The 20,517-nt window shown below is 63.3% G+C and carries 16 protein-coding genes, 1 tRNA gene and 1 pseudogene; 15 read left to right on the plus strand and 3 right to left on the minus strand.

Going from position 1 to position 20,517, the window contains the following annotated elements; all coding sequences use genetic code 11:
• Position 1 precedes the first annotated feature (1 nt).
• The 3 genes and pseudogenes from FJ949_RS26220 to FJ949_RS26230 all read left to right on the plus strand — a co-directional run bounded on the left by FJ949_RS26220 (position 2) and on the right by FJ949_RS26230 (position 1,356).
• Positions 2-410, plus strand: a pseudogene (locus FJ949_RS26220) (VOC family protein).
• Positions 411-500: 90 nt separating this feature from the next.
• Positions 501-575: transfer RNA gene (locus tag FJ949_RS26225), tRNA-Glu, on the plus strand.
• A gap of 421 nt (positions 576-996) precedes the next feature.
• Positions 997-1,356 (plus strand): hypothetical protein, encoded by a 360-nt coding sequence (locus FJ949_RS26230; protein WP_224519158.1) that lies wholly within the window; start codon positions 997-999, stop codon positions 1,354-1,356.
• 179 nt (positions 1,357-1,535) lie between these two features.
• Here FJ949_RS26230 and FJ949_RS26235 read toward each other — a convergent pair whose 3' ends face one another.
• Positions 1,536-1,739 carry a hypothetical protein gene (locus FJ949_RS26235; protein ID WP_140500562.1) on the minus strand — a complete coding sequence of 68 codons (204 nt, stop codon included), beginning with the start codon at positions 1,737-1,739 and terminating at the stop codon, positions 1,536-1,538.
• Between the two features lie 304 nt (positions 1,740-2,043).
• Here FJ949_RS26235 and FJ949_RS26240 point away from each other — a divergent pair, with 304 nt between their 5' ends.
• From FJ949_RS26240 to phoB, 8 genes are all read left to right on the plus strand, one after another.
• Positions 2,044-2,967 carry a DUF2865 domain-containing protein gene (locus tag FJ949_RS26240; protein ID WP_140500564.1) on the plus strand — a complete coding sequence of 308 codons (924 nt, stop codon included), beginning with the start codon at positions 2,044-2,046 and terminating at the stop codon, positions 2,965-2,967.
• Positions 2,968-3,575: 608 nt separating this feature from the next.
• Positions 3,576-7,709: a PAS domain-containing protein gene (locus FJ949_RS26250; protein ID WP_181172156.1), complete on the plus strand. Its 4,134-nt coding sequence runs from the start codon at positions 3,576-3,578 to the stop codon at positions 7,707-7,709.
• Positions 7,710-8,226: 517 nt separating this feature from the next.
• A complete protein-coding gene (gene pstS, locus FJ949_RS26255; RefSeq protein WP_140500569.1) occupies positions 8,227-9,285 on the plus strand; it encodes a phosphate ABC transporter substrate-binding protein PstS in 1,059 nt (352 codons plus the stop codon).
• 65 nt (positions 9,286-9,350) lie between these two features.
• Positions 9,351-10,340 (plus strand): phosphate ABC transporter permease subunit PstC, encoded by a 990-nt coding sequence (gene pstC, locus FJ949_RS26260; RefSeq protein ID WP_140500571.1) that lies wholly within the window; start codon positions 9,351-9,353, stop codon positions 10,338-10,340.
• 3 nt (positions 10,341-10,343) lie between these two features.
• On the plus strand, positions 10,344-11,195 hold the full coding sequence (gene pstA, locus FJ949_RS26265; protein ID WP_140500572.1) for a phosphate ABC transporter permease PstA: 852 nt from the start codon (positions 10,344-10,346) through the stop codon (positions 11,193-11,195).
• Positions 11,192-11,995, plus strand: coding sequence for a phosphate ABC transporter ATP-binding protein PstB (gene pstB / locus FJ949_RS26270; RefSeq protein ID WP_140500574.1), 804 nt, complete (start codon positions 11,192-11,194; stop codon positions 11,993-11,995). Before pstA ends, pstB begins: the two co-directional genes overlap by 4 nt.
• A gap of 25 nt (positions 11,996-12,020) precedes the next feature.
• Entirely contained in the window at positions 12,021-12,728 is a 708-nt protein-coding gene (gene phoU / locus FJ949_RS26275; RefSeq protein WP_140500575.1) for a phosphate signaling complex protein PhoU, read from the plus strand.
• A 19-nt stretch (positions 12,729-12,747) separates the two neighbouring features.
• Positions 12,748-13,437 carry a phosphate regulon transcriptional regulator PhoB gene (gene phoB, locus FJ949_RS26280; RefSeq protein ID WP_010911896.1) on the plus strand — a complete coding sequence of 230 codons (690 nt, stop codon included), beginning with the start codon at positions 12,748-12,750 and terminating at the stop codon, positions 13,435-13,437.
• 7 nt (positions 13,438-13,444) lie between these two features.
• Here phoB and FJ949_RS26285 read toward each other — a convergent pair whose 3' ends face one another.
• A complete protein-coding gene (locus FJ949_RS26285; RefSeq protein ID WP_140500577.1) occupies positions 13,445-14,686 on the minus strand; it encodes an ROK family protein in 1,242 nt (413 codons plus the stop codon).
• Between the two features lie 259 nt (positions 14,687-14,945).
• Here FJ949_RS26285 and xylF point away from each other — a divergent pair, with 259 nt between their 5' ends.
• The 4 genes from xylF (at position 14,946) to FJ949_RS26305 (ending at position 20,056) form a co-directional block, all read left to right on the plus strand.
• Complete coding sequence (xylF, locus tag FJ949_RS26290) at positions 14,946-15,986, plus strand: D-xylose ABC transporter substrate-binding protein (RefSeq protein ID WP_140500579.1); 1,041 nt, start codon at positions 14,946-14,948, stop codon at positions 15,984-15,986.
• Positions 15,987-16,128: 142 nt separating this feature from the next.
• The gene (locus tag FJ949_RS26295; RefSeq protein ID WP_140500580.1) at positions 16,129-17,481 is read left to right on the plus strand and encodes a sugar ABC transporter permease; all 1,353 of its coding nucleotides are present in this window, start codon (positions 16,129-16,131) and stop codon (positions 17,479-17,481) included.
• Positions 17,482-17,496: 15 nt separating this feature from the next.
• On the plus strand, positions 17,497-18,297 hold the full coding sequence (locus FJ949_RS26300; RefSeq protein ID WP_140500582.1) for an ATP-binding cassette domain-containing protein: 801 nt from the start codon (positions 17,497-17,499) through the stop codon (positions 18,295-18,297).
• A 136-nt stretch (positions 18,298-18,433) separates the two neighbouring features.
• A complete protein-coding gene (locus FJ949_RS26305) occupies positions 18,434-20,056 on the plus strand; it encodes a CHASE domain-containing protein (protein ID WP_140500584.1) in 1,623 nt (540 codons plus the stop codon).
• 203 nt (positions 20,057-20,259) lie between these two features.
• On the opposite strand, the gene FJ949_RS26310 is transcribed toward FJ949_RS26305, so the two are convergent.
• A complete protein-coding gene (locus tag FJ949_RS26310; RefSeq protein WP_140500585.1) occupies positions 20,260-20,505 on the minus strand; it encodes a YMGG-like glycine zipper-containing protein in 246 nt (81 codons plus the stop codon).
• Positions 20,506-20,517 lie beyond the last annotated feature (12 nt).

Genomic DNA, 20,517 nt, shown 5'->3' on the forward strand with positions numbered 1-20,517 from the left:
AATGACCGGCTTTGCCGAAAACCGTCATATCGCCACCGTTGCGCTGGTCGTCGACAGCTATGACGAAGCAATCGACTGGTATGTCGAGCGAATGGGCTTTGTGCTCCTGGAGAATGTGGACCTTGGCGGCGGCAAGCGCTGGGTGACGGTCGCGCCGGCCAGCGGGCGCGGCGCGCGGCTGCTTCTGGCCGAGGCCTCCGACGAGGCACAAAGGAAGAGCATCGGCAACCAGACCGGCGGGCGCGGTTTTTCTCTTCCTGGAAACCGACGACTTTGCCCGCGATCATGCGGCGATGGTGGCAAAGGGCGTCGAATTTCGCGAGCCACCCCGCTTCGAGCCCTACGGCACGGTGGCGGTTTTCGCCGATCTCCACGGCAATCTATGGGACCTGATCGAGCCAAAACGCTAGCAGGCAGCCAGCTTTTTCTTGATCCCGGGAAAGCCGGCGGACCCCAGTTGCTTTTTCTCCGCCGCCAGCCTATATCGCCGGTTCTTGAACGCGCCCATCGTCTAGCGGTCAGGACACCGCCCTCTCACGGCGGGAACAGGGGTTCGATTCCCCTTGGGCGTACCAAGAAGGCGACGGCTCAGCCGTTGATGATCTCTCCAGCATCAAACAATGTTCAAGGCCTCCGCGGAAGCTTCGTCATATGCGCGCATATGACCGCATGGAGCGCTGGCAAAAGCCGGGCTCGGAGCTATGGCATGGCGGCTTCGATTAACGTTTCGTTTACCTATAATCTGTCTATTGGAGACAATTCACCCGCGACCACGGATGTACTGGCGCTGCTGTGAAAACAAAGGTGGGCCCACTGCCGGCCTTTTGTTTTTTGGCCGGCCGCTGCGGGCAGGGCTGCCTCCAATGCTTTCGGCAAGAGCTTTCGCCAAAGCATATTGCCCTTGCCATCTCCAGCCCTACCATCAATCCTGACGATCGCACGCGGGCGGCCGGAAGGGTCGACGGTGGAGGAATTGCAATGAAAAGAACCGCTGGAATGCTCCTGATTAGCGGCGCATTGGCGATTGGCGCCACCTGCCCGTCGGCTGCCGCCCAGCTCAACACGATGGACGAAGTCGGCACGGCGATCCAGGCATGCTGGACGCCGCCGGCGGATGCTGGAAATTCCATCGTCACTCTGAGCTTCAGCTTCAAGCGCGACGGCACGCTGCTTGGTCCGCCACGGCCGACCGCCGCCAAGGTGGCCGGCGACGACAAGGCGCGAAAGTCGTTCATCGACGCCGCAATGACCGCGGTGAAGAATTGCACGCCGCTCAGCCTTTCGCCGCAACTGGCGCAAGGGATTGCCGGCAACGTGTTCACCTTGCAATTCGTATCTCCCAAGATCGGCCAATAGCTGTTTTCCGCAACTCTCCGCGCAGGGCGCGCCGCGGCTTAATGCGCTAGAGCCGTTCGGCGTTCGGATCGCCGATCCCGCTTCAATTTTTTACGCAATCCTGACGGAAAACGTCTGCCAGCCAGCCGCTCAGGTAGCGACTACCACCAAACCATCTCGCCCAGCACCGCCTTCACCGGTCAGTGGCTGGTACGCCGCGCCTCGGCGTGCCGCGCCAGGTCGGGTGTCTCGAAGACGTAGTCGTTCCAAGCCGATTCCGGGATTTGCCCGGCCAGATAGCATTCCAGCAGCAGGTTTTGCTCGGCGCTCAGGGGCCTCGGATCAAGTCCCAGGGAATGAAAAAGATTTCTTGTCAGTTCCGATACCGTGACCTGGATCGACATCTGCGTTCTCCTTCGCGCTTCAACGCGAAAGGACGGGCAAAGGTTTCAGGGCCCGTTTCCGGTAACGCCGGAGTGATTCGGCAGGCCTGCCAGCCGTCGGTCCGGCTGCATTGTTTTGCAGTTCGTCTCAATCTTGAAATAAAAATGCAATATTGAATTCACAGAGGTTCTTCTATTAAACTAAAGACAAGTCTCTCAATGCATGGAGACTAGAAAGATTAGATAAAACTCATTTAGCGAAAGCTTACCGAAGTCGAAAGAGTTGTCATTCCAGGTTCTCAGCAACAAGGACCGCGTCCTTCCGATGATCCGTTTCTGGTCCCCCATGATGATCGCGTTCGTCACCCTGACCGTGCTCGCGCTCGGCATGTCCAGTTCTTATGCCGACAGTTGCAGTGCAATAAGAAATCAGTTGTCTTCGGCCGGCCGTGGCGGCGGCACGAGCCCCGAGCTTGCCCAGTTGCACCGCCAGCTTGCCGCGATCCAAGGCATCGAGAGGCAGCGCAAGTGTACGGCGAAAAATTCCCTCGGTGGTTTCTTCAACGCATGCGCCGATCTTGCCAGGAACAGGAGCGAGGTGCAGCGCCAGATCGCTGCGGCCTCCAATTCAGGCCGGGACATGTCGGGGCTGCGGGCACGCTTTGTCGCGCTTGGCTGCGCGCCAGCGGCAAAGCGCGCGGCGGCGAAGACCCAATCGGTGTCTGCGGCGGCGCCAGCGGCGAGGGCAACGGGCGCCGGCAACGCGATGCTGTTCTGCGTGCGCCTTTCGGATGGATATTTCTTCCCAGCACCCAAGTCGCAGTTCGCCGGCAGCGACGATGTGAAGGATATGGCCGATCAATGCCGCTACATCTGCGACGAGCCGGGCGTCGACCTCTATACGCTCAGCGACGTCAGCCTCGAAACCGAAAAGATGGTCTCTCTCGACACGGGCAAGCCCTACACCGATCTGCCGACCGCATTCCGCTACCGCGACGACGTCAATTTCAAGGCATGTGACCTAAAACGCTACTACAGCAGGGTCGCCGAATTGAGGGCCCGAACGGTAACGCCCACAAACATGACCAATGCCATCATCCCCTTGCCGTCGGCCAAGCCGGACCTCGGCAGCGTCGCGGCAATTCCCGCGGCGGACGCCGAAGCCTCCGGGGCGGCCCAGCATCAGTCGATAGAGGCCGGCAAGCGGCCGGTGAGAATAGTCGGCCCGGCCTTCTTCCCAGCCGAATGATCATCCGCCCCCGGTTGTAGGCGCCGGTTTCTCAGCCAAGGTCAGTTTTGGGTGGCACCCATCAGTCGCAGACCATGCGAACCCTCTTTCCGGGTTCGCTGACATTCCTGCATGCCAGGGGCTTTTCCTCATCGGAGGACGGCGGAGGTGGCCTCGAAACTCTTGAAAGATGACGTCTCGGTGCGGCGCGCGGCGCGGGCCTGCGCTCGGAAAACCGGGTTGGCGGTTGTGGCGGCGCCGGAAAAGCGCCGTTTTCCATTCCGGACGGCCCGTATTCCACATTGGGCGGCGGCCGGTCCCAGAAACGCCGGGCATCGAGCGGGCGCGGAATGACGACGGTGCCGTCATAGCTGCGCGAACAGCCGCTGCCGAAAAGCAGCGCCGCGCTCAGCAAGCAAGGCACAATCCGTCCAAACATCAGCAACACCCCAATATTGGCTTATAGCGCGGCTTCGATCAGGCCGACAACCGGGCGCAATGGCGCAGGCCAGGGCCCGTCCGGTGCGCAACGGCTTGTTAAGGTTAGCGGATCGTTAATGCTTCTCGGGCACATTCCGCCGACGAACCGCGGAGGGAGGGTTCGGCCTTGGATTCGGGGTGGGGACGGCATGGCTGAAGCGAACGAGACAGCCGGCGTGCGCGGCGAGCGCGGGTCGGGCGAAATGGCGGTGAACGACGCGGCTTCGTTCACCGCAGGCATGGATTTGGCCATGCTACGCCAGCTGGTCGAAACGGGCTCGGACTGGATCTGGGAGACCGACGCCGAGCTGCGCTTTTCCTGGCTTTCGCACAACTACCAGGCGGTCACGGGCATCGACCCGGCCGCCGTGCTCGGCCGCTTCCGTTTCGATTTCCTGAAGCAGGTCCTGAACGGCAACCGCAGCGCGGCAATGCATCTGGAGGATCTGCAGGCGCATCGGCCGTTCCGTGACTTTGTCTACGAACTGAAGGGAGGTCGCGCCGATTGCCGCTGGGTGCTGACCTCAGGCTTTCCACGCTTCGATGACGAGGGGAAATTCGCCGGCTATCGTGGCATTGGACGCAATGTCACGGGATTGGCCGTCGCCTTCGAAGAACTGGAGCAGAAGCAGCAAGGAGAGGCGTCTTCGGGAGGCCTTCCCGACCTTCGCACGATGGTCGATTCGATGCCGATCGGGATCATGGTCCTCGACGCCGACCTGCGCGCCGAAGTGATCAACCAGGCCTTCTACAATTTGTGGAAAATCGATCCCCAGCGCGCCGGGATCGGCTCGGGCTTCCGCGAGTTGATGGAGGCCAGCCGCGCCGCCGATTCCTACGGCGCCGACGACGTTGCCTGGCAGCGTCATACCGCCGAGCGCGAGGCCGAGATCAGGGCCGGCGTCGCCGGCTCGAGACAATTGCCGCGCAATGACGGGCGTACCCTGGTTGCATCGCTGGCGCCGCTGGCCGGCGGCAAGCGGCTCATCTCCTATGTCGATGTCACCGACATGAAGGATCGCGAGGCCGAGCTGGCCGACGCGCTGGAAAAGGCGCGACTGGCGGAAGCGGTGATCAACGGCGTCAAGGATCCGATCTTCGTCAAGGACGACGATCTGCGCTTCGTCTTCGTCAACGAGGCGTTTGCGGGCCTGTTCGGCCAGACGCCGCAAACCATGCTTGGCAAGCCCGGCGGCAATTTTCTCGCGCCGGCCGAGGTTGCGCTGTTCGAGAAAAGCGAGCGCGAGGTGCTGGCGACCGGGCGGCCTTACGAGGTGGAGGAAAGTTTCCAGGTCGACGGCGTCAACCGCTCGCGCGTCGTCAGGAAGAACCGCGTTAGAATGGCAAGCGGCCGCAACTACGTGGCCGGCTTCCTCTTCGACGTCTCGGACATGAAGGGCCGTGAGACCGAGGCGCAGGACGCCCGCAAACACCTGGCCAGCGTGCTGGAATCGCTGCCGGCCGCCGTGATCATCTACGACCGCGACGACAATTTCGTTTTCGCCAACCGCAAGATGCAGGACACGCTGCCGGCGCTGAAGCCGGCGTGGCAGCCCGGCCGCACCTTCCGCGACGCGCTGGCACTCGGTCATTCGGCCGGCTATTTCCGCTCGAGCGGCGATCCGCAGGTCGATGCGCTCTATGATGGCGATCTCGATCCCTGGCTGAACAGCATCCTCGCCCGCTACCACCTGCCATACTCATCCTTCGAACGTCTCAATCCCGACGGTCGCTGGTACCAGGTCTACGACATGCGCACCGACGACGGCACGTTCATCGGCGTGCGTGTCGATATCTCCGAGATCAAGAGCCGCGAAAAGGCGCTGCACGATTCGATGCGGCAGATCGACCTGTTCCGGCACGTGCTGGACGAACTGCCCGTGGCCGCCTTCATCAAGGCGCAGGACCTCAGCATCGAGTTCGTCAACAAGGCCTGGTGCGCGATCACCGGGCTCGCCAAGGAAGACGTTATCGGCCGCACCGATCGGCAGCTGTTCGGCGACGGGGATGGAGAGAGCTACAGCCTGGACGACACCGAGGTCGCCCTCACGGGCAGCGTCAGGGAGGTCGAGGAGCCCGTCACCCATCGCGACGGCACGGTGCGGCAGTTGATGACGCGCAAGAGCCGGCTGGTGGCGCTGGACGGATCGGTGCATCTGGTCGGCTCCAGCACCGACATCACCGAGGTCAAGGCGCGCGAGCGGGCGCTGGAAGAAAGCATGCGCGAGAACGAGGTATTCCGCAGCCTGATCGACAACGTGCCGGTGTCGATCTATGCCAAACGCTCCGATCTCAGGCAATTCTACGTCAACAAGGGGTGGTGCGATCTCACCGGCTTCAGCAAGCAGGACGCGATCGGCAAGACCGATATCGAAATTTTCGGGCCCGACGGCGAAGCCTTCGTCAATGGCGACCTCGCGGTGCTGCGCAGCGGCGAAACCCAGGAGGTCGAGGAGACGGTGATGCTCCCGGACGGCAGCGTGCGCCACCAGTTCGCCCGCAAGGGCGCGATGATCGCGTCCGACGGGTCGCTCTACCTGATCGGGTCGACCACCGACATCACCGAATTGAAGCTGCGCGAGGCGGAACTGCGCGAGGCGCGCCAGCGCGCCATACTTGCCGACCGCGCCAAGTCGGAATTCCTCGCCAATATGAGCCATGAGATTCGCACCCCGATGAACGGCGTGCTGGGCATGGCCGAACTCCTGGCCAAATCCGATCTCGATCCGAAGCAGAAGACCTTCACCGACATCATCGTCAAATCGGGCAACGCGCTGCTCACCATCATCAACGATATCCTGGATTTCTCCAAGATCGATGCCGGCCAGCTGGTGCTCGATCCCGCCCCCTTCAATCTCGCCGAGGCGATCGAGGACGTGGCGACGCTGGTGTCGACGCGGGCCAAGGAAAAGGACCTCGAGCTCATCGTGCGCATCGAGCCTGGGCTCGAAAGCCTGTTCATCGGCGATGTCGGCCGCATCCGGCAGATCGTCACCAACCTGCTCGGCAATGCGGTGAAGTTCACCGAAGAAGGCCATGTGCTCGTCGACGTCACCGGCGAAAGTGTGCCGGACGGAACCAGGCTGACGATCTCGGTCACCGACACCGGGATCGGCATCCCTGAGGAAAAGCTGAAACAGGTGTTCGAGAAATTCAGCCAGGTCGACACCTCCTCGACGAGGCGGCATGAGGGCACTGGGCTCGGGCTCGCGATCACCTCGCGGCTGGTCGAATTGATGGGCGGCGACATCGGCGTGGAAAGCGCCGAAGGCAAGGGGTCGACCTTCTGGTTCACGGTCACGCTGCCCAGGGCCGGACAACAGAACGCGCAGCGCATCATGCCGGTGGACGTGACCGGCGCGCGGGTGCTGATCGTCGACGACAATGCCGTCAACCGCGCCATCCTGACCGAGCAGATGACGTCATGGACCTTCGATTCCTGCGCGGCCGAGAGCGGCGCCGAGGGACTGAAAGTGCTGATCGCGGCCGCCGCCTACGGCGTGCCGGTCGATTGCGTCGTGCTCGATTATCAGATGCCCGAGATGAGCGGCGCCGAGATGGCAGGTGTCGTGCGCAACACCGCCGGGCTTGCCGACACGCCGATCATCATGCTGACCTCCGTCGACCAGTCGCTGGCCAACACCAGTTACCGCGATCTCGGCATTGATGCCCAACTCATCAAGCCCGCACGCTCCTCGGTGCTCCTGGAAACGCTGGTCGCCACCATCCAGCGGCATCGCCACGCCACGGATGTCGCCCGGCCGCTTGTTGTCGGGGGAGGCGGCGGGAACAATCCGCAGTCACCGCCACCGGCGGCAGGGCAACGCGCGTTGCTGCAGCCGCCGCCGGTGAGGCCTCGGCTTGCCGCGACTGGCGGCGAGCAGCGGCTGGACATCCTCGTGGCCGAGGACAATGAGGTCAACCAGATGGTCTTCACCCAGATCCTCGGCGAGACCGGCTACGGTTTCGAGATCGTCGGCAATGGCCGCAAGGCGCTGGACGCATTCGGCAGGCTCAATCCCTGCATGATCCTGATGGACGTCTCGATGCCGGAGATGAACGGGCTCGAGGCAACCGCCGCCATCCGCCGGCTGGAAGAGGAAACCGGCACGCATGTGCCGATCGTCGGGGTCACCGCGCATGCGCTCAAGGGCGATCGCGAACGCTGCCTGGACGCCGGCATGGATGATTATCTGCCCAAGCCGATCAGCCCCAGGGCCCTGCTCGAAAAGGTCGAGCGCTGGGTCGGCGCTGGTCGCCAGGCCCGGCGCAACGCGGGATAGACTTTGCGCCTTCGGTCGGATTGCGGCGAGAATCAGTCGGGGTCGGCCGCTGCCCTTCGAGCAAGACTATGGTGCGATCGCACCATATCAAAGCCGGCGTCCAGCCGGGACAATGACGGTATCGAATTTCCGCTCTCTTCTAGTTACGGGCGGGAGCAGCGACCGCCAGTATGAAGCAGCGTCAATCTACCCCAACGGACCTGTTTTTGGCGATGGCCCGGCCAAGACATCCTCTGGCCTCGAGCAACGCGCTCCCGTCCGGCTTTTCTTAGATCAGCGATCCATGCCGAATCCGATGGCTGTTTGGGTGGCCGGATAGCGCAAGTCCCTGATTCCCGAAGGCAAACCGGCGCCATGCCGCAGCCGCTAATCGCCATCGCCTTTCCAAGCGCCGGCGACGCGTTACCGGGCTGACACGAAACTGTCATGCGACTGTTATAATCGAACGCTATTGGCCTCAGCGGGCGCTGGCAAGGAATGGCGCCGAGAGACCATCTTCCGAACAGGAGCAGGCCATATGAGACATTTGATCCGCTCGGCGGCCGTTGCGATCGCAATGGCTGCGGCGTCCACCCTCACCCTTTCCGCGGCAATGGCAGCTGACATCTCCGGTGCCGGCGCCACCTTCCCTTACCCGATCTATGCGAAGTGGGCCGATGCCTACAAGAAGGAGACCGGCATCGGTCTCAACTACCAGTCGATCGGCTCGGGCGGCGGCATCAAGCAGATCAAAGCCAAGACCGTCACCTTCGGCGCTTCCGATGCGCCGCTGAAGGGCGAGGATCTCGAATCCACCGGACTTGCACAGTTCCCGATGGTGATGGGCGGCATCGTTCCGGTCGTCAATCTCGAAGGCATCAAGCCGGGCGAACTGGTGCTCGACGGCCCGACGCTGGCCGATATCTTCGTCGGCAAGATCACCAACTGGAATGACGCGGCGATCGCCAAGCTCAATCCCGACGTCAAGCTTCCCGACCAGGCGATCGCCGTCGTGCATCGCTCCGACGGTTCGGGCACCACGTTCAACTTCAGCTACTACCTGGCCGACGTCAGCGCCGACTGGAAGTCGAAGGTCGGCGTCAACACCGCGCTCGAATGGCCGGTTGGCATCGGCGCCAAGGGCAATGAAGGCGTCGCCAACAACGTCTCGCAGACCGGTGGCTCGATCGGCTATGTCGAATACGCCTACGCCAAGCAGAACAAGTTGACCTATGCCGACATGATCAACAAGGACGGCAAGAAGGTCGAGCCGACGGCGGCGGCGTTCTCGGCGGCGGCGGCCAATGCCGACTGGAGCTCGCAGCCTGGTTATGGCGTCATCCTGGCCAACCAGCCGGGCGCCGAATCCTGGCCGATGACGTCGGCGACCTGGATCCTGGTCTACAAGAAGCCCGGCGACGTGGCGGCGACCGGTGAAGCGCTCAAGTTCTTCGCCTGGTCCTACGCCAAGGGCGACGACATGGCCGGGGCGCTGGACTACGTTCCGATCCCCGACGCGGTCGTCAAGAGCGTCGAGGACATGTGGGCCAAGGACATCGTCGGCGAAGACGGCAAGCCGCTCTATTCCGCCATGTAATCCCTGCTGAACGAGGAGGGCGCTTCACGGCGCCCTCCCTGTCTTCCTTGAAACGCGAGGGCCAGATGACCGCCGTCTCCGAAGCCATGCCATCGTCGGCCGCCATGCGGGCCAGGGAAGCGACGGTCCGACGCTTCGCGCTCACCGATACGATTTTCCGAACGGCGACACGCTTTTCCGCCATCCTCGTCCTGCTCATCCTCGGCGGCGTGGCGATTTCGCTGTTTGCCGGCTCGTGGGAAGCGCTGTCGAAATTCGGGTTCTCCTTCCTGACGACCGAATCGTGGAACCCGGTCACCGAGAATTTCGGAGCGCTGGCCCCGATCTACGGAACCATCGTCACCGCCGCCATCGCTATCCTGATCGCCGTTCCCATCGGCATCGGCATCGCCATCTTCCTTACCGAACTCTGCCCGCGGCCACTCCGACGCCCCATCGGCATCGCCGTCGAGCTGCTTGCCGGCATACCCTCCATCATCTACGGCATCTGGGGCCTGTTCGTGTTCGCGCCGTTCCTGCAGACGACGGTGCAGCCCTTCATCATCAAGCTTTTCCACGACGTGCCGGGACTCTCCAGCCTGTTTGCCGGCCCGCCCTACGGCATCGGCCTTCTGACCTCGGCGATGATCCTTGCCATCATGGTCCTGCCCTTCATCACCTCGATCACCAAGGATGTCTTCGACACGGTGCCGGCGGTGCTGAAGGAATCGGCCTACGGCATCGGCTGCACGACCTGGGAGGTCACGCGCCGCGTCGTCATCCCCTATACCCGCGTCGGCATCATGGGCGGCGTCATGCTCGGCCTCGGCCGCGCGCTCGGCGAAACCATGGCGGTAACCTTCGTCATCGGCAACGCCCACCGCATCAGCGGCTCGCTGTTCGCGCCCGGCACGACGATCTCGGCGACCATCGCCAACGAGTTCACCGAAGCCGACGGCGATCTCTATACGTCTTCGCTGGTGGCGCTCGGCCTGATCCTGTTCGTCATCACTTTCCTGATCCTTGCCCTTGCGCGCTACATGCTGCTGCGCATGGACAGCCGCACGGGAGCCTGACCGATGTCGACGGCCACATCGCTTCACAATCGACGCAAGCGCAGGAATGCCGTGATGATGACGCTATGCGTCACGGCGGCGGGCATCGGCCTGGCCTGGCTGGCGCTCATCCTCGGCGCACTGCTCTATAAGGGCCTGTCGGGTGTTTCGCTCTCTGTGTTCACCGAAATGACACCGCCGCCCGGCGATGCCGGCGGCCTGCTCAATGCCATCTACGGCAGTATCATGATGACAGTCATCGCCGTCATCGTCGGCACGCCGATCGGTGTCCTCGCTGGGACCTACATGGCCGAATATGGCCGCTTCTCGCGCCTCACCACCGTCGTGCGCTTCATCAACGACATCCTGCTGTCGGCACCCTCGATCATCGTCGGCCTGTTCGTCTACGAGCTGCTGGTGCGGCCGATGGGACATTTCTCGGCGATCGCCGGTGCCGTCGCTCTGGCCATCCTGGTCATCCCGGTCGTCGTGCGCACCACCGAGGACATGCTCAACCTCGTGCCGAACGCCCTGCGCGAGGCCGGCGCCGCGATCGGCGCGCCGCGCTGGGTGGTCATCCGCTCGGTCGCCTACCGTGCGGCGCTGTCGGGCATCGTCACCGGCATATTGCTGGCCATCGCCCGCATTTCCGGCGAGACGGCGCCGCTGCTCTTCACGGCGCTCAACAACCAGTTCTGGTCGAGTAATCTCAATGCGCCGATGGCCAGCCTGCCCGTCACCATCTTCCAGTTCGCTCTCAGCCCCTACGAGGAATGGCAGCAGCTGGCGTGGACCGGCGCACTCATAATCACCCTTACGGTTCTCGGGCTGAGCATCTTCGCCCGCAGCCTTACCGGACGCAGAGAGGACAGATGAAACCGATGTTGTCCACCGAGTTGAATACGCCCGAAGTCGCGGTCGAGAAAGCCAAGATCGAGGTCAAGGGCCTCAATTTCTACTATGGCCAGTCGAAGGCGCTGAAGGATATCAGCCTGTCGCTGCCCGAGCGCAGCGTCACCGCCTTCATCGGGCCTTCGGGCTGCGGGAAGTCGACGCTGCTGCGCGTCTTCAACCGCATCTACGAGCTTTACCCGAGGCAGAGCGCCGAGGGCCAGGTGCTGCTCGACGGCCAGAATATCCTCGACCGTTCGCAGGATCTCAACCTGCTCAGGACCAAGATCGGCATGGTGTTCCAGAAGCCGACGCCGTTCCCGATGTCGATCTACGAGAACATCGCCTTCGGCGTCAGGCTCTATGAGAAGCTCAGCAAGGCGGAGATGGACGGCCGTGTCGAGCAGGCGCTGAAGCGCGCGGCACTGTGGAGCGAGGTCAAGGACAAGCTCAACGCCAGCGGCCTCAGCCTTTCGGGCGGCCAGCAGCAGCGCCTCTGCATCGCCCGCACGGTGGCGGTGAAGCCGGAGGTCATCCTGCTCGACGAGCCTGCCTCGGCGCTCGATCCGCTGTCGACCGCCAAGATCGAGGAGCTGATCGACGAGTTGCAGGCCGATTATACGATCGTCATCGTCACCCACAACATGCAGCAGGCGGCGCGCGTGTCGAAGCAGACCGCCTTCATGTATCTGGGCGAGCTGGTCGAGTTCGACCGCACCGAGAAGATCTTCACGTCGCCCCGCGAGAAGCGCACGCAGGACTATATCACCGGCCGCTTCGGCTGATCCCAGGCATACGAGGACCAAGATCATGGCCGAACACACAGTCGCAGCCTTTGACGAAGATCTCGGACAGATCAGCAGGCTGATCCGCGACATGGGCGATCTCGCCTCATCGATGGTCGGCGGCGCGACCAAGGCGCTCCTGAATTCCGACAACGCGCTCGCCCAGCGCGTCGTCTCCGACGACGCGATCATGGATGCGCGCCAGCGCGAACTCGACGACCGCGCCATCACCCTGATCGCCAAGCGGCAGCCCATGGCGGACGATCTGCGCCATGTCGTCGGCTCGATCCGCATGGCGGGCGATCTCGAACGCATCGGCGATCTCGCCAAGAACATCGCCAAGCGCGTCGGCACCGTCGGCCTTGCCGCCACGCCGCGCGACCTGTCGCACTCCATCGACGCCATGGCGCAGCTTGTGCTGATCCAGGTGCAAGGCGTGATCGAGGAGTATGCGGCGCGCGATGCCGCGGCACTTGCCAAGCTGCGCGCCGACGATGAACGCATCGACGTCAAATACACATCGGTGTTCCGCGAGCTGCTGACCTACATGATGGAGGATCCGCGCAACATCACCGCCTGCACGCATCTTTTGTTCTGCGCCAAGAATCTCGAGCGCATCGGCGATCACGTGACCAACATTGCCGAAAATGCCTATTATGTGCTGACCGGCACGCAATTGCCCGCCAATCGCCCGAAGCAGGACGAGACGGCGATGTCGGCGCCAGCGGCTTGACGGCAGGGGTGACCAGTCGATGATCGCGCCACGCATCATGGTGGTGGAGGACGAGGAGCCGCTGGGTGTGCTGCTCCGTTACAATCTGGAATCGGAGGGTTATCAGGTAGAGGTGGTGACGCGCGGCGACGAAGCCGAGATCCGCTTGCAGGAGAATGTCCCTGACCTTCTTGTGCTCGACTGGATGGTGCCGGCGGTGTCCGGCATCGAGCTCTGCCGCCGTCTCCGCATGCGGCCCGAGACCGAGCGGCTGCCGATCATCATGCTGACGGCGCGCGGCGAGGAAAGCGACCGGGTGCGCGGTCTCTCCACCGGCGCCGACGACTATCTGGTCAAGCCGTTCTCAACGCCGGAATTCATGGCACGCGTCAAGGCGCTGCTGCGCCGCGCCAAGCCCGAAGTTCTGTCCAGCGTGCTCAAGGTCGGCGACATCGTGCTCGACCGTGAATCGCACCGGGTCTACCGCAAGAAAAGCGAGATCCGGCTCGGGCCGACCGAGTTCCGCCTGCTCGAATTCATGATGCGACATCCCGGCCGCGTGTTCTCGCGCAGCCAACTGCTCGACAATGTCTGGGGCGAAACGATCTATATCGACGAGCGCACCGTGGACGTGCATGTCGGCCGGCTGCGCAAGGCGGTCAACAATGGCCGCATGCCTGACGTGATCCGCACCATTCGGGGCGCGGGGTATGCGATTCGCGAAGACTAGGGATATGTCACGCAACGTTCTCGCCCACGCCTGATTTCGCCTGTGCCCCCGGCGCGAAAATCTCCTGGTCGACGAAGGTCAGCGCGCGCATGGCGCAGCCCTCGCGGATCAGTGGCAGTTCGTTCGGCTCGGTGTCGAAGGAAATCGATTTCGAGTGCTGGCCGCCGGCGGTCTGGGCAATGGCCTCGCGCAGAGCCGGCTCGATCAGGTCGAAGGCGGCGGCGCTGACGCCGACCATGGCGACCGGCGCCGGATCGATCAGCGCGAACAGGCTGCCAAGGCCGTAACCCAGCGCCTCGCCGGCCTTGCGGTAGGCTTCGCGCTCCGGCCCGTCCTTTTCGCGCGCCGAGGCCGCCAGGGTGCGCATGTCGGCGTCGCTGACGTCGACGGGCTCGGTGTCCTCGCCAAGCTGCCTCGCGTTGCGCCAGATGGCATAGTTGCCGGCATAGGCCTCGACGCAGCCGCGCCGCCCGCAGCGGCAGAGCGCCCCGCCGGGGCGATGGATCATGTGGCCGAACTCGCCTCCGGATGAATGGGTGCCGGTGAACAGTTCACCCTTCAGCACCAAGCCCATGCCGATGCCGTGCGACAAAAGGATGGCGATGAAGTCGTCGCGGTAGCGCTGGGGATCGCGCCAGCGCAGCGCCACCGCCATCATGTTGCAATCGTTCTCCATGGTGGCGGGAATGCCGAACTCGGCCTCCAGTATGTCGGCGAAGGCGATGTCGGTCTGCGGCGTGATCGGCGACCACAGCATGGTGCGCGCATCCGTGTCGGTGATGCCCTGGATCGCCAGCGCGATACGGGCGATGCTGCCGACGTCGAGGTCGGGATCCTCGAACCGCCGCCTGACGATGGCCACGCATTCGCCGATCAGCGCCTCGCGCGACAGGGTGAGCGTGTCCAGCCGGCGCTGCTCTTCAGATATCACCTGGCCGGCATAGTCGATGACGGCGACGGAGAGAAAATTCAGCGACAGCACCACGGTCATCACCGCCGCGGCTTCAGGGTTGAGGCTGAGGCCGACCTGCGGCCGGCCGCGTTTCAGCGCACCGGCCTCGCTCGGCTTGCTCTGCGCCAGGATGCCTTCGCCAATCAGGTCGGAGGAGATCGCCGATATGGTGGAATGGCTGAGCCCGGTGGTCGCGGCAATCTCGGTGCGCGAGGGCTGCCCGGCACGGCGCACGGCCGCGATCACCATCGCCCGGTTGCGTCGGCGCAAATCGTCGTGGCGGATTCCGACCGACATGTTTCTCGCATCCTCCCCGTCGCCGCGTTCTCTCCCCAGGATCCCGACGACCGTCAAATACTGGCAGAACCGGCCTTGGCTGTCATTATTTATTCCGGAGCTCGAAAAAAATTCACGAGGACATCAAAATACATCAGAATCGACGTTGACAGCGTTCCGACGATGGACCAGTGTTTTTTCGAGGCTCGAAAAAATAGAGCCTTTGTGCCGGCCTACGGGCCTGTTTGGTCGCGCCATACGCGGCGCAGGGAGGATTAAGATGAAGAGATTCACAGCCGCCATCCTGGCGGGTGTCGCCATGTCGCTGACGCTCGCGTCGGTCGCGCAGGCGAAGGACAAGGTCATCGGCGTTTCCTGGTCGAACTTCCAGGAAGAGCGCTGGAAGACCGACGAGGCCGCCATGAAGAAGGCGATCGAAGCCGCCGGCGACAAGTATATTTCCGCCGACGCCCAGTCCAATCCCGGCAAGCAGCTCACCGACGTCGAGAGCCTGATCTCCCAGGGCGCCAATTCGCTGATCATCCTGGCGCAGGACGCCTCCGCCATCGGCCCGGCGGTGCAGAAGGCGCTCGACGAAGGCATTCCGGTCGTCGGCTATGACCGCCTGATCGAGAACAAGGACGTCTTCTATCTGACCTTCGACAACAAGGAAGTCGGCCGCATGCAGGCCCGCGAAGTGTTCAAGGTGAAGCCGGAAGGCAACTACGTCTTCATCAAGGGCTCGGGTGCCGATCCGAATGCCGATTTCCTGTTCTCGGGCTCCATGGAAGTGCTCAAGGACGCCATCGACAGCGGCAAGATCAAGAATGTCGGCGAAGCCTATACGGATGGCTGGCTGCCGGCCAATGCGCAGAAGAACATGGAGCAGTTCCTGACCGCCAACGACAACAAGGTCGACGCGGTCGTCGCGGCCAATGACGGCACTGCCGGCGGCGTCGTCGCGGCGCTGACGGCTCAAGGCCTGGCCGGTACCGTTCCGGTCTCGGGCCAGGACGGCGACCACGCGGCGCTGAACCGCATCGCGCTCGGCACGCAGACCGTGTCGGTGTGGAAGGACGCGCGTGAACTCGGCAAGAATGCCGCCGAGATCGCCTCGCAGCTGGCCGACGGCAAGAAGATGACCGATATCGCCGGCGTCAAGGACTTCACAACGCCCGGTGGGAACACCGTCAAATCGCTGTTCCTGACCCCGGTTGCGATCACCAAGGACAATCTCAACGTCGTCATCGACGCCGGCTGGATCAAGAAAGACGAGGTCTGTGCCGGCGTCGCGGCGGGCAGCGTCGCGGCCTGCAACTGATCTTCCATTTCATGCGATGAACGCCGCGGCTGCCAAGCCGCGGCGTTTTTTCAAGAAAATTTGTTTTTCCGCCCCGGGCGGGTAACTTCTAGGCTGGCTTCCGGCATCCCGCATCGGACGGGCAGGCCGGTGGGAGAAAATCATGACCGATACGACGTCCAACCCGCAGGCCGACACCGCGCGTGCGTCGGAACTCGGCGCCGTCGCCCGGTTCCTTAAGGCGACCGAGATCGACACGCGCATGCTCGGCATGATCGGCGCGCTGCTGCTGATCTGGATCGGGTTGCATGTCTTGTCCAGCCTGCGTCTCGGCGTCAATCCGCTCGATTTCGACAGCCGTACCTTTCTCACGCCGCGCAATCTGTGGAACCTGTCGGTGCAGACCTCGGCCGTCGCCATCATGGCCTGCGGCATGGTGCTGGTCATCGTCATGCGCAATATCGATCTGTCCGTCGGTTCCGCCGAAGGGTTGATCGGCATGGTCATGGGCTTCGCCCAAGTGCATTTCCTAGTGCGCTTCGTCGGGCTTGAGCTTGGCAACCCATGGATCTGGGTGCTGGCGCTGGTCATCGGCCTGGTGCTCGGTCTGTTGATCGGCGCCTTCCAGGGCTTTGTCATCGCCTATCTCGAAGTGCCGGCCTTTATCGTGACGCTGGGCGGGCTTCTGGTCTGGCGCGGTGCGGCATGGTGGGTTACCAGCGGCCAGACGGTGGCGCCGCTCAACGCGACGTTCCAGCTGATGGGCGGCGGCCCGGCCGGATCGATCGGCGCGACCTGGAGCTGGGTGGTCGGTATCGCCGCCTGCCTTGCGGTGGTGCTTGCGCTGTTCAACGGGCGGGTACAGCGCAAGCGCTTCCGTTTCCCGCTGCGTCCGATCTGGGCCGAGACGCTGATCGGCGTGCTGACCTGCGCCGTCATCATGGGCGCGGTTTGGCTGGCCAATTCCTATCCGTGGCCAGTCGGCATCGTGAACAGATATGCAGCCGCCAACAACATAACCGTGCCCGAGGGCGGCCTGTTCATCGCCCACGGCATCGCCATACCGGTGCTGATGGCCATCGCCGTCGGGCTGGTCATGACCTTCATCACCAAACGCACCCGTTTTGGTCGCTATGTCTTTGCCATTGGCGGCAATCCGGAAGCAGCCAACCTCGCCGGCATCAATACACGCTGGATCACGATGAAAGTGTTCATGATCATGGGCGTGCTGGCCACGATCGCCGCCGCGATCTCGTCGGCCCGGCAGAACTCGGCCACCAACGTGCTCGGAACGCTCGATGAATTGCTGGTGATCGCGGCGGCCGTCATCGGTGGCACGTCGCTCGCCGGCGGTTCGGGAACGATCATCGGCGCCATGCTGGGCGCGCTTCTGATGCAGTCGCTGCAATCCGGCATGGTGCTGCTCGGCGTCGACTCGCCTCTGCAGAGCATCGTCGTCGGCGCCGTGCTGGTCATCGCGGTGTGGCTCGACACCGTCTATCGCAAACGCGTTTGAGGGAGGAGGACAATCATGGCTGACAGGATCGCTCCCGCCGGCAACCCGCTGGTCGACATGCGCAACATCTCAATCGCGTTCGGCGGCATTCGCGCCGTCGACGATGCCTCGATCGATCTTTTCCCCGGCGAGGTCGTGGCCCTGCTCGGCCATAACGGCGCCGGCAAGTCGACACTGATCAAGATCCTGTCGGGCGCCTACAAGCGTGACGCGGGCCAAATCTTCGTCAACGGCGAAGAGGCTTCGATCTCCAACCCGCGCGATGCCAAGAAATACGGCATCGAGACGATCTACCAGACCCTGGCGCTCGCCGACAATGTCGACGCCGCCGCCAACCTGTTCCTCGGCCGCGAGCTGAGGACCGCCTGGGGCACGCTCGATGATGTCGCCATGGAGGCCGAGGCGCGCAAGGTGATGGGCAGGCTCAATCCCCGCTTCCAGCGCTTCAAGGAGCCGGTGATCAAGCTGTCGGGCGGACAGCGGCAGTCGGTGGCGATCGCACGCGCGATCCTGTTCAACGCCCGCATCCTGATCATGGACGAGCCGACGGCAGCACTTGGACCGCAGGAAACGGCCCAGGTCGGGGAACTGGTCAGGCAGCTCAAGTCCGACGGCATCGGCATCTTCCTGATCAGCCATGACATTCACGACGTATTCGAACTGGCCGACCGGGTGTGCGTCATGAAAAACGGCCAGGTCGTCGGCACTGCCCGCACCACCGATGTGACCCAGGACGAGGTGCTGGGCATGATCATCCTGGGCAAATGTCCGCCTGGCGCCATTCCCGGACCAGGCGCGCTGAAGATCGCCGCCTGAAGCCTGCTGGCCTGAGCCCGTTACCGATCTGCCGATCAGGTGATATGCCAGCCGGCGGGATGGCTTGGCCTTGCCATTGTGTTGACCGGGCGACTTGCCCATAAAGGGCTCACATGCTGATAGGCCGCATTATCCGTTGAAGAAGCTTTTTCCAATCGTCGCTTTCGTTGCCGTTGCGCTGATCAGCATGACAATGGCGGGGTTCGCCTATTTCGCGACGCAAGAGGCGGCTCGCATCAAGTTCGACGCGACCGCGGACGATGCGCTCAACCGTATCGAGAGCCGGATCGACCTGCAGCTGTCGCTGCTGCGCTCGTCGCAAGCCTTGTTCGACGCCCGCAATGGCGACATCTCGCAGAGCGAGTTCAAAGCGTTCTTCAATGCCCTCAACGTCGATACCAATTTCGCCGGCCTGCGCGGCATCGGCTTTCTCCGGCTGGTGAAAGCAGGCGACGAGGCGACGGTCGAGCGCGACATGCTGCATGACCAGGGCACCAGGCGTGCGATCTATCCGGACACCACGCAGCCATGGCGGACGCCCGTTGTGCTGTTCGAGCCGCTCGACCCGTCCAACAAGGCCAGCATCGGCTATGACATGTTCACCGAGCCCGTGCGGCGCGCGGCAATCGAGAAGGCAATGGCAGATGACCAGCAGCACGCGAGCGGGCTGGTGCAACTCGGCCAGGACACGGGTGCAGCACAGACCTTCACCGGCTTTCTCGTCTTCGTGCGGCTCAACGTCGAGACCGCACCTGATGCCATAAACGCATCGCGATCCTCGACGGTAGGCTTTCTCTACGCGGCCTTCCGGGCCAGGGAGTTGTTCCAGATCGCGCTCAGCCGCGCGCCGCTGCTGCCGGTCAACACCGAAATCTACGATGGCGCGGTCGATCCCGATCATCTGCTTTTCCGGTCGGAGACGCCGCCCGTCTCGGCCTTCGGCGACAGGCTGCTGGTTACTCGCAAGATCAGCGTGGCGGGCCGGCCGTGGACCGTGCAGTTCAGGCCGACAAGCGCCTTCTCGCAGCCATCGTCACGGGCCATCCCGGTCATGCTCGGCCTGTTCGGGCTGCTGCTGGCCGGCGCCATCGCGCTCGTCGCGCGCTATCAGGAGCGAGCCTACGAGGCAGCATCGCTGCTGCATGAGACGACGGAAAAGAGCCTGCTCGAAAAGGATTTGATGCTGCAGGAGATGAAGCATCGCATCAAGAATTCGATCACGCGAGTGCTGGCGATCGCGCGCCAGACCGCGTCACGTGCCAGCGACGTCAATGAGTTCTCGGCATCTTTCTCGGCCCGGCTACAGGCAATGGCCGCGTCCCAGGACATGCTGACGCGCTCGCGCTGGCAGAAGGCGGATCTCGGCGATCTCCTGCGCATCGAGCTTGGCCAAGTGTTCGGAAAGGAGCTGCCGGAAGAGCTTTTGTCCGGGCCGGAGGTGCTGCTTGACGAAACCACGACGCAGGCACTGGGCCTCACCTTCCACGAACTGGCAACGAATGCGCTGAAATATGGCGAGGCCGGCAATACGGTCGGCGCCCTCAGGATCGAATGGTCGGTCGAAGGGCGCGGGCGTGACCGGGTCTTGGCTCTGAGCTGGCAGGAAACCGGGCAGAAGAAGGTCGACGCGCCGGCCACGACCGGCTTCGGCACCAAATTGATCGACCTCAATGTCACGCGTGAGCTGCGTGGCACGATCCACCGCGATTATCGCGATGACGGATTGAATGTGGAAATCAGGATTCCGCTGCCGGCGTGAATGCCATCGGGCCTTGGCGGAATCGCTCCAGGCTTCACGCGGCGGCCAATAAATTGCCGCACCGCTGCCGGGTTCGCGAATGAGCCCGACAGCGCGCGATTCAAGTTGCTCGGAGCGGTTCAGCGTCTGATAGATCGCCGATCCGCTCCTTGCTCGCAATTCCGGCGGGAAAACCGCTCCGCGCTTTTCCCGCCCGAATTGCCTTAGTTGCAGCGAGCCGTGTAGATGCGACCCCGATGATCGCGATACTGGCAGTATCCATTGCGCAGGTTGCGGACCAGCAGGCCGGAGCCGGCACCGACGGCCGCGCCGATCAGCGCGCCCTTGCCGCCGCCGACCAAGCCGCCCACGCCGGCGCCGATCAAGCCGCCGCCGACGACATCCTGCTCGGTCGAGGTACAGCCGCTGACGGCGACCACGGCAGCCATGGCAATAAGAATTTTCCGCATAGGGTCACTCCT

The sequence above is a fragment of the Mesorhizobium sp. B2-4-1 genome, from assembly GCF_006442185.1.
Lineage (GTDB): Bacteria > Pseudomonadota > Alphaproteobacteria > Rhizobiales > Rhizobiaceae > Mesorhizobium.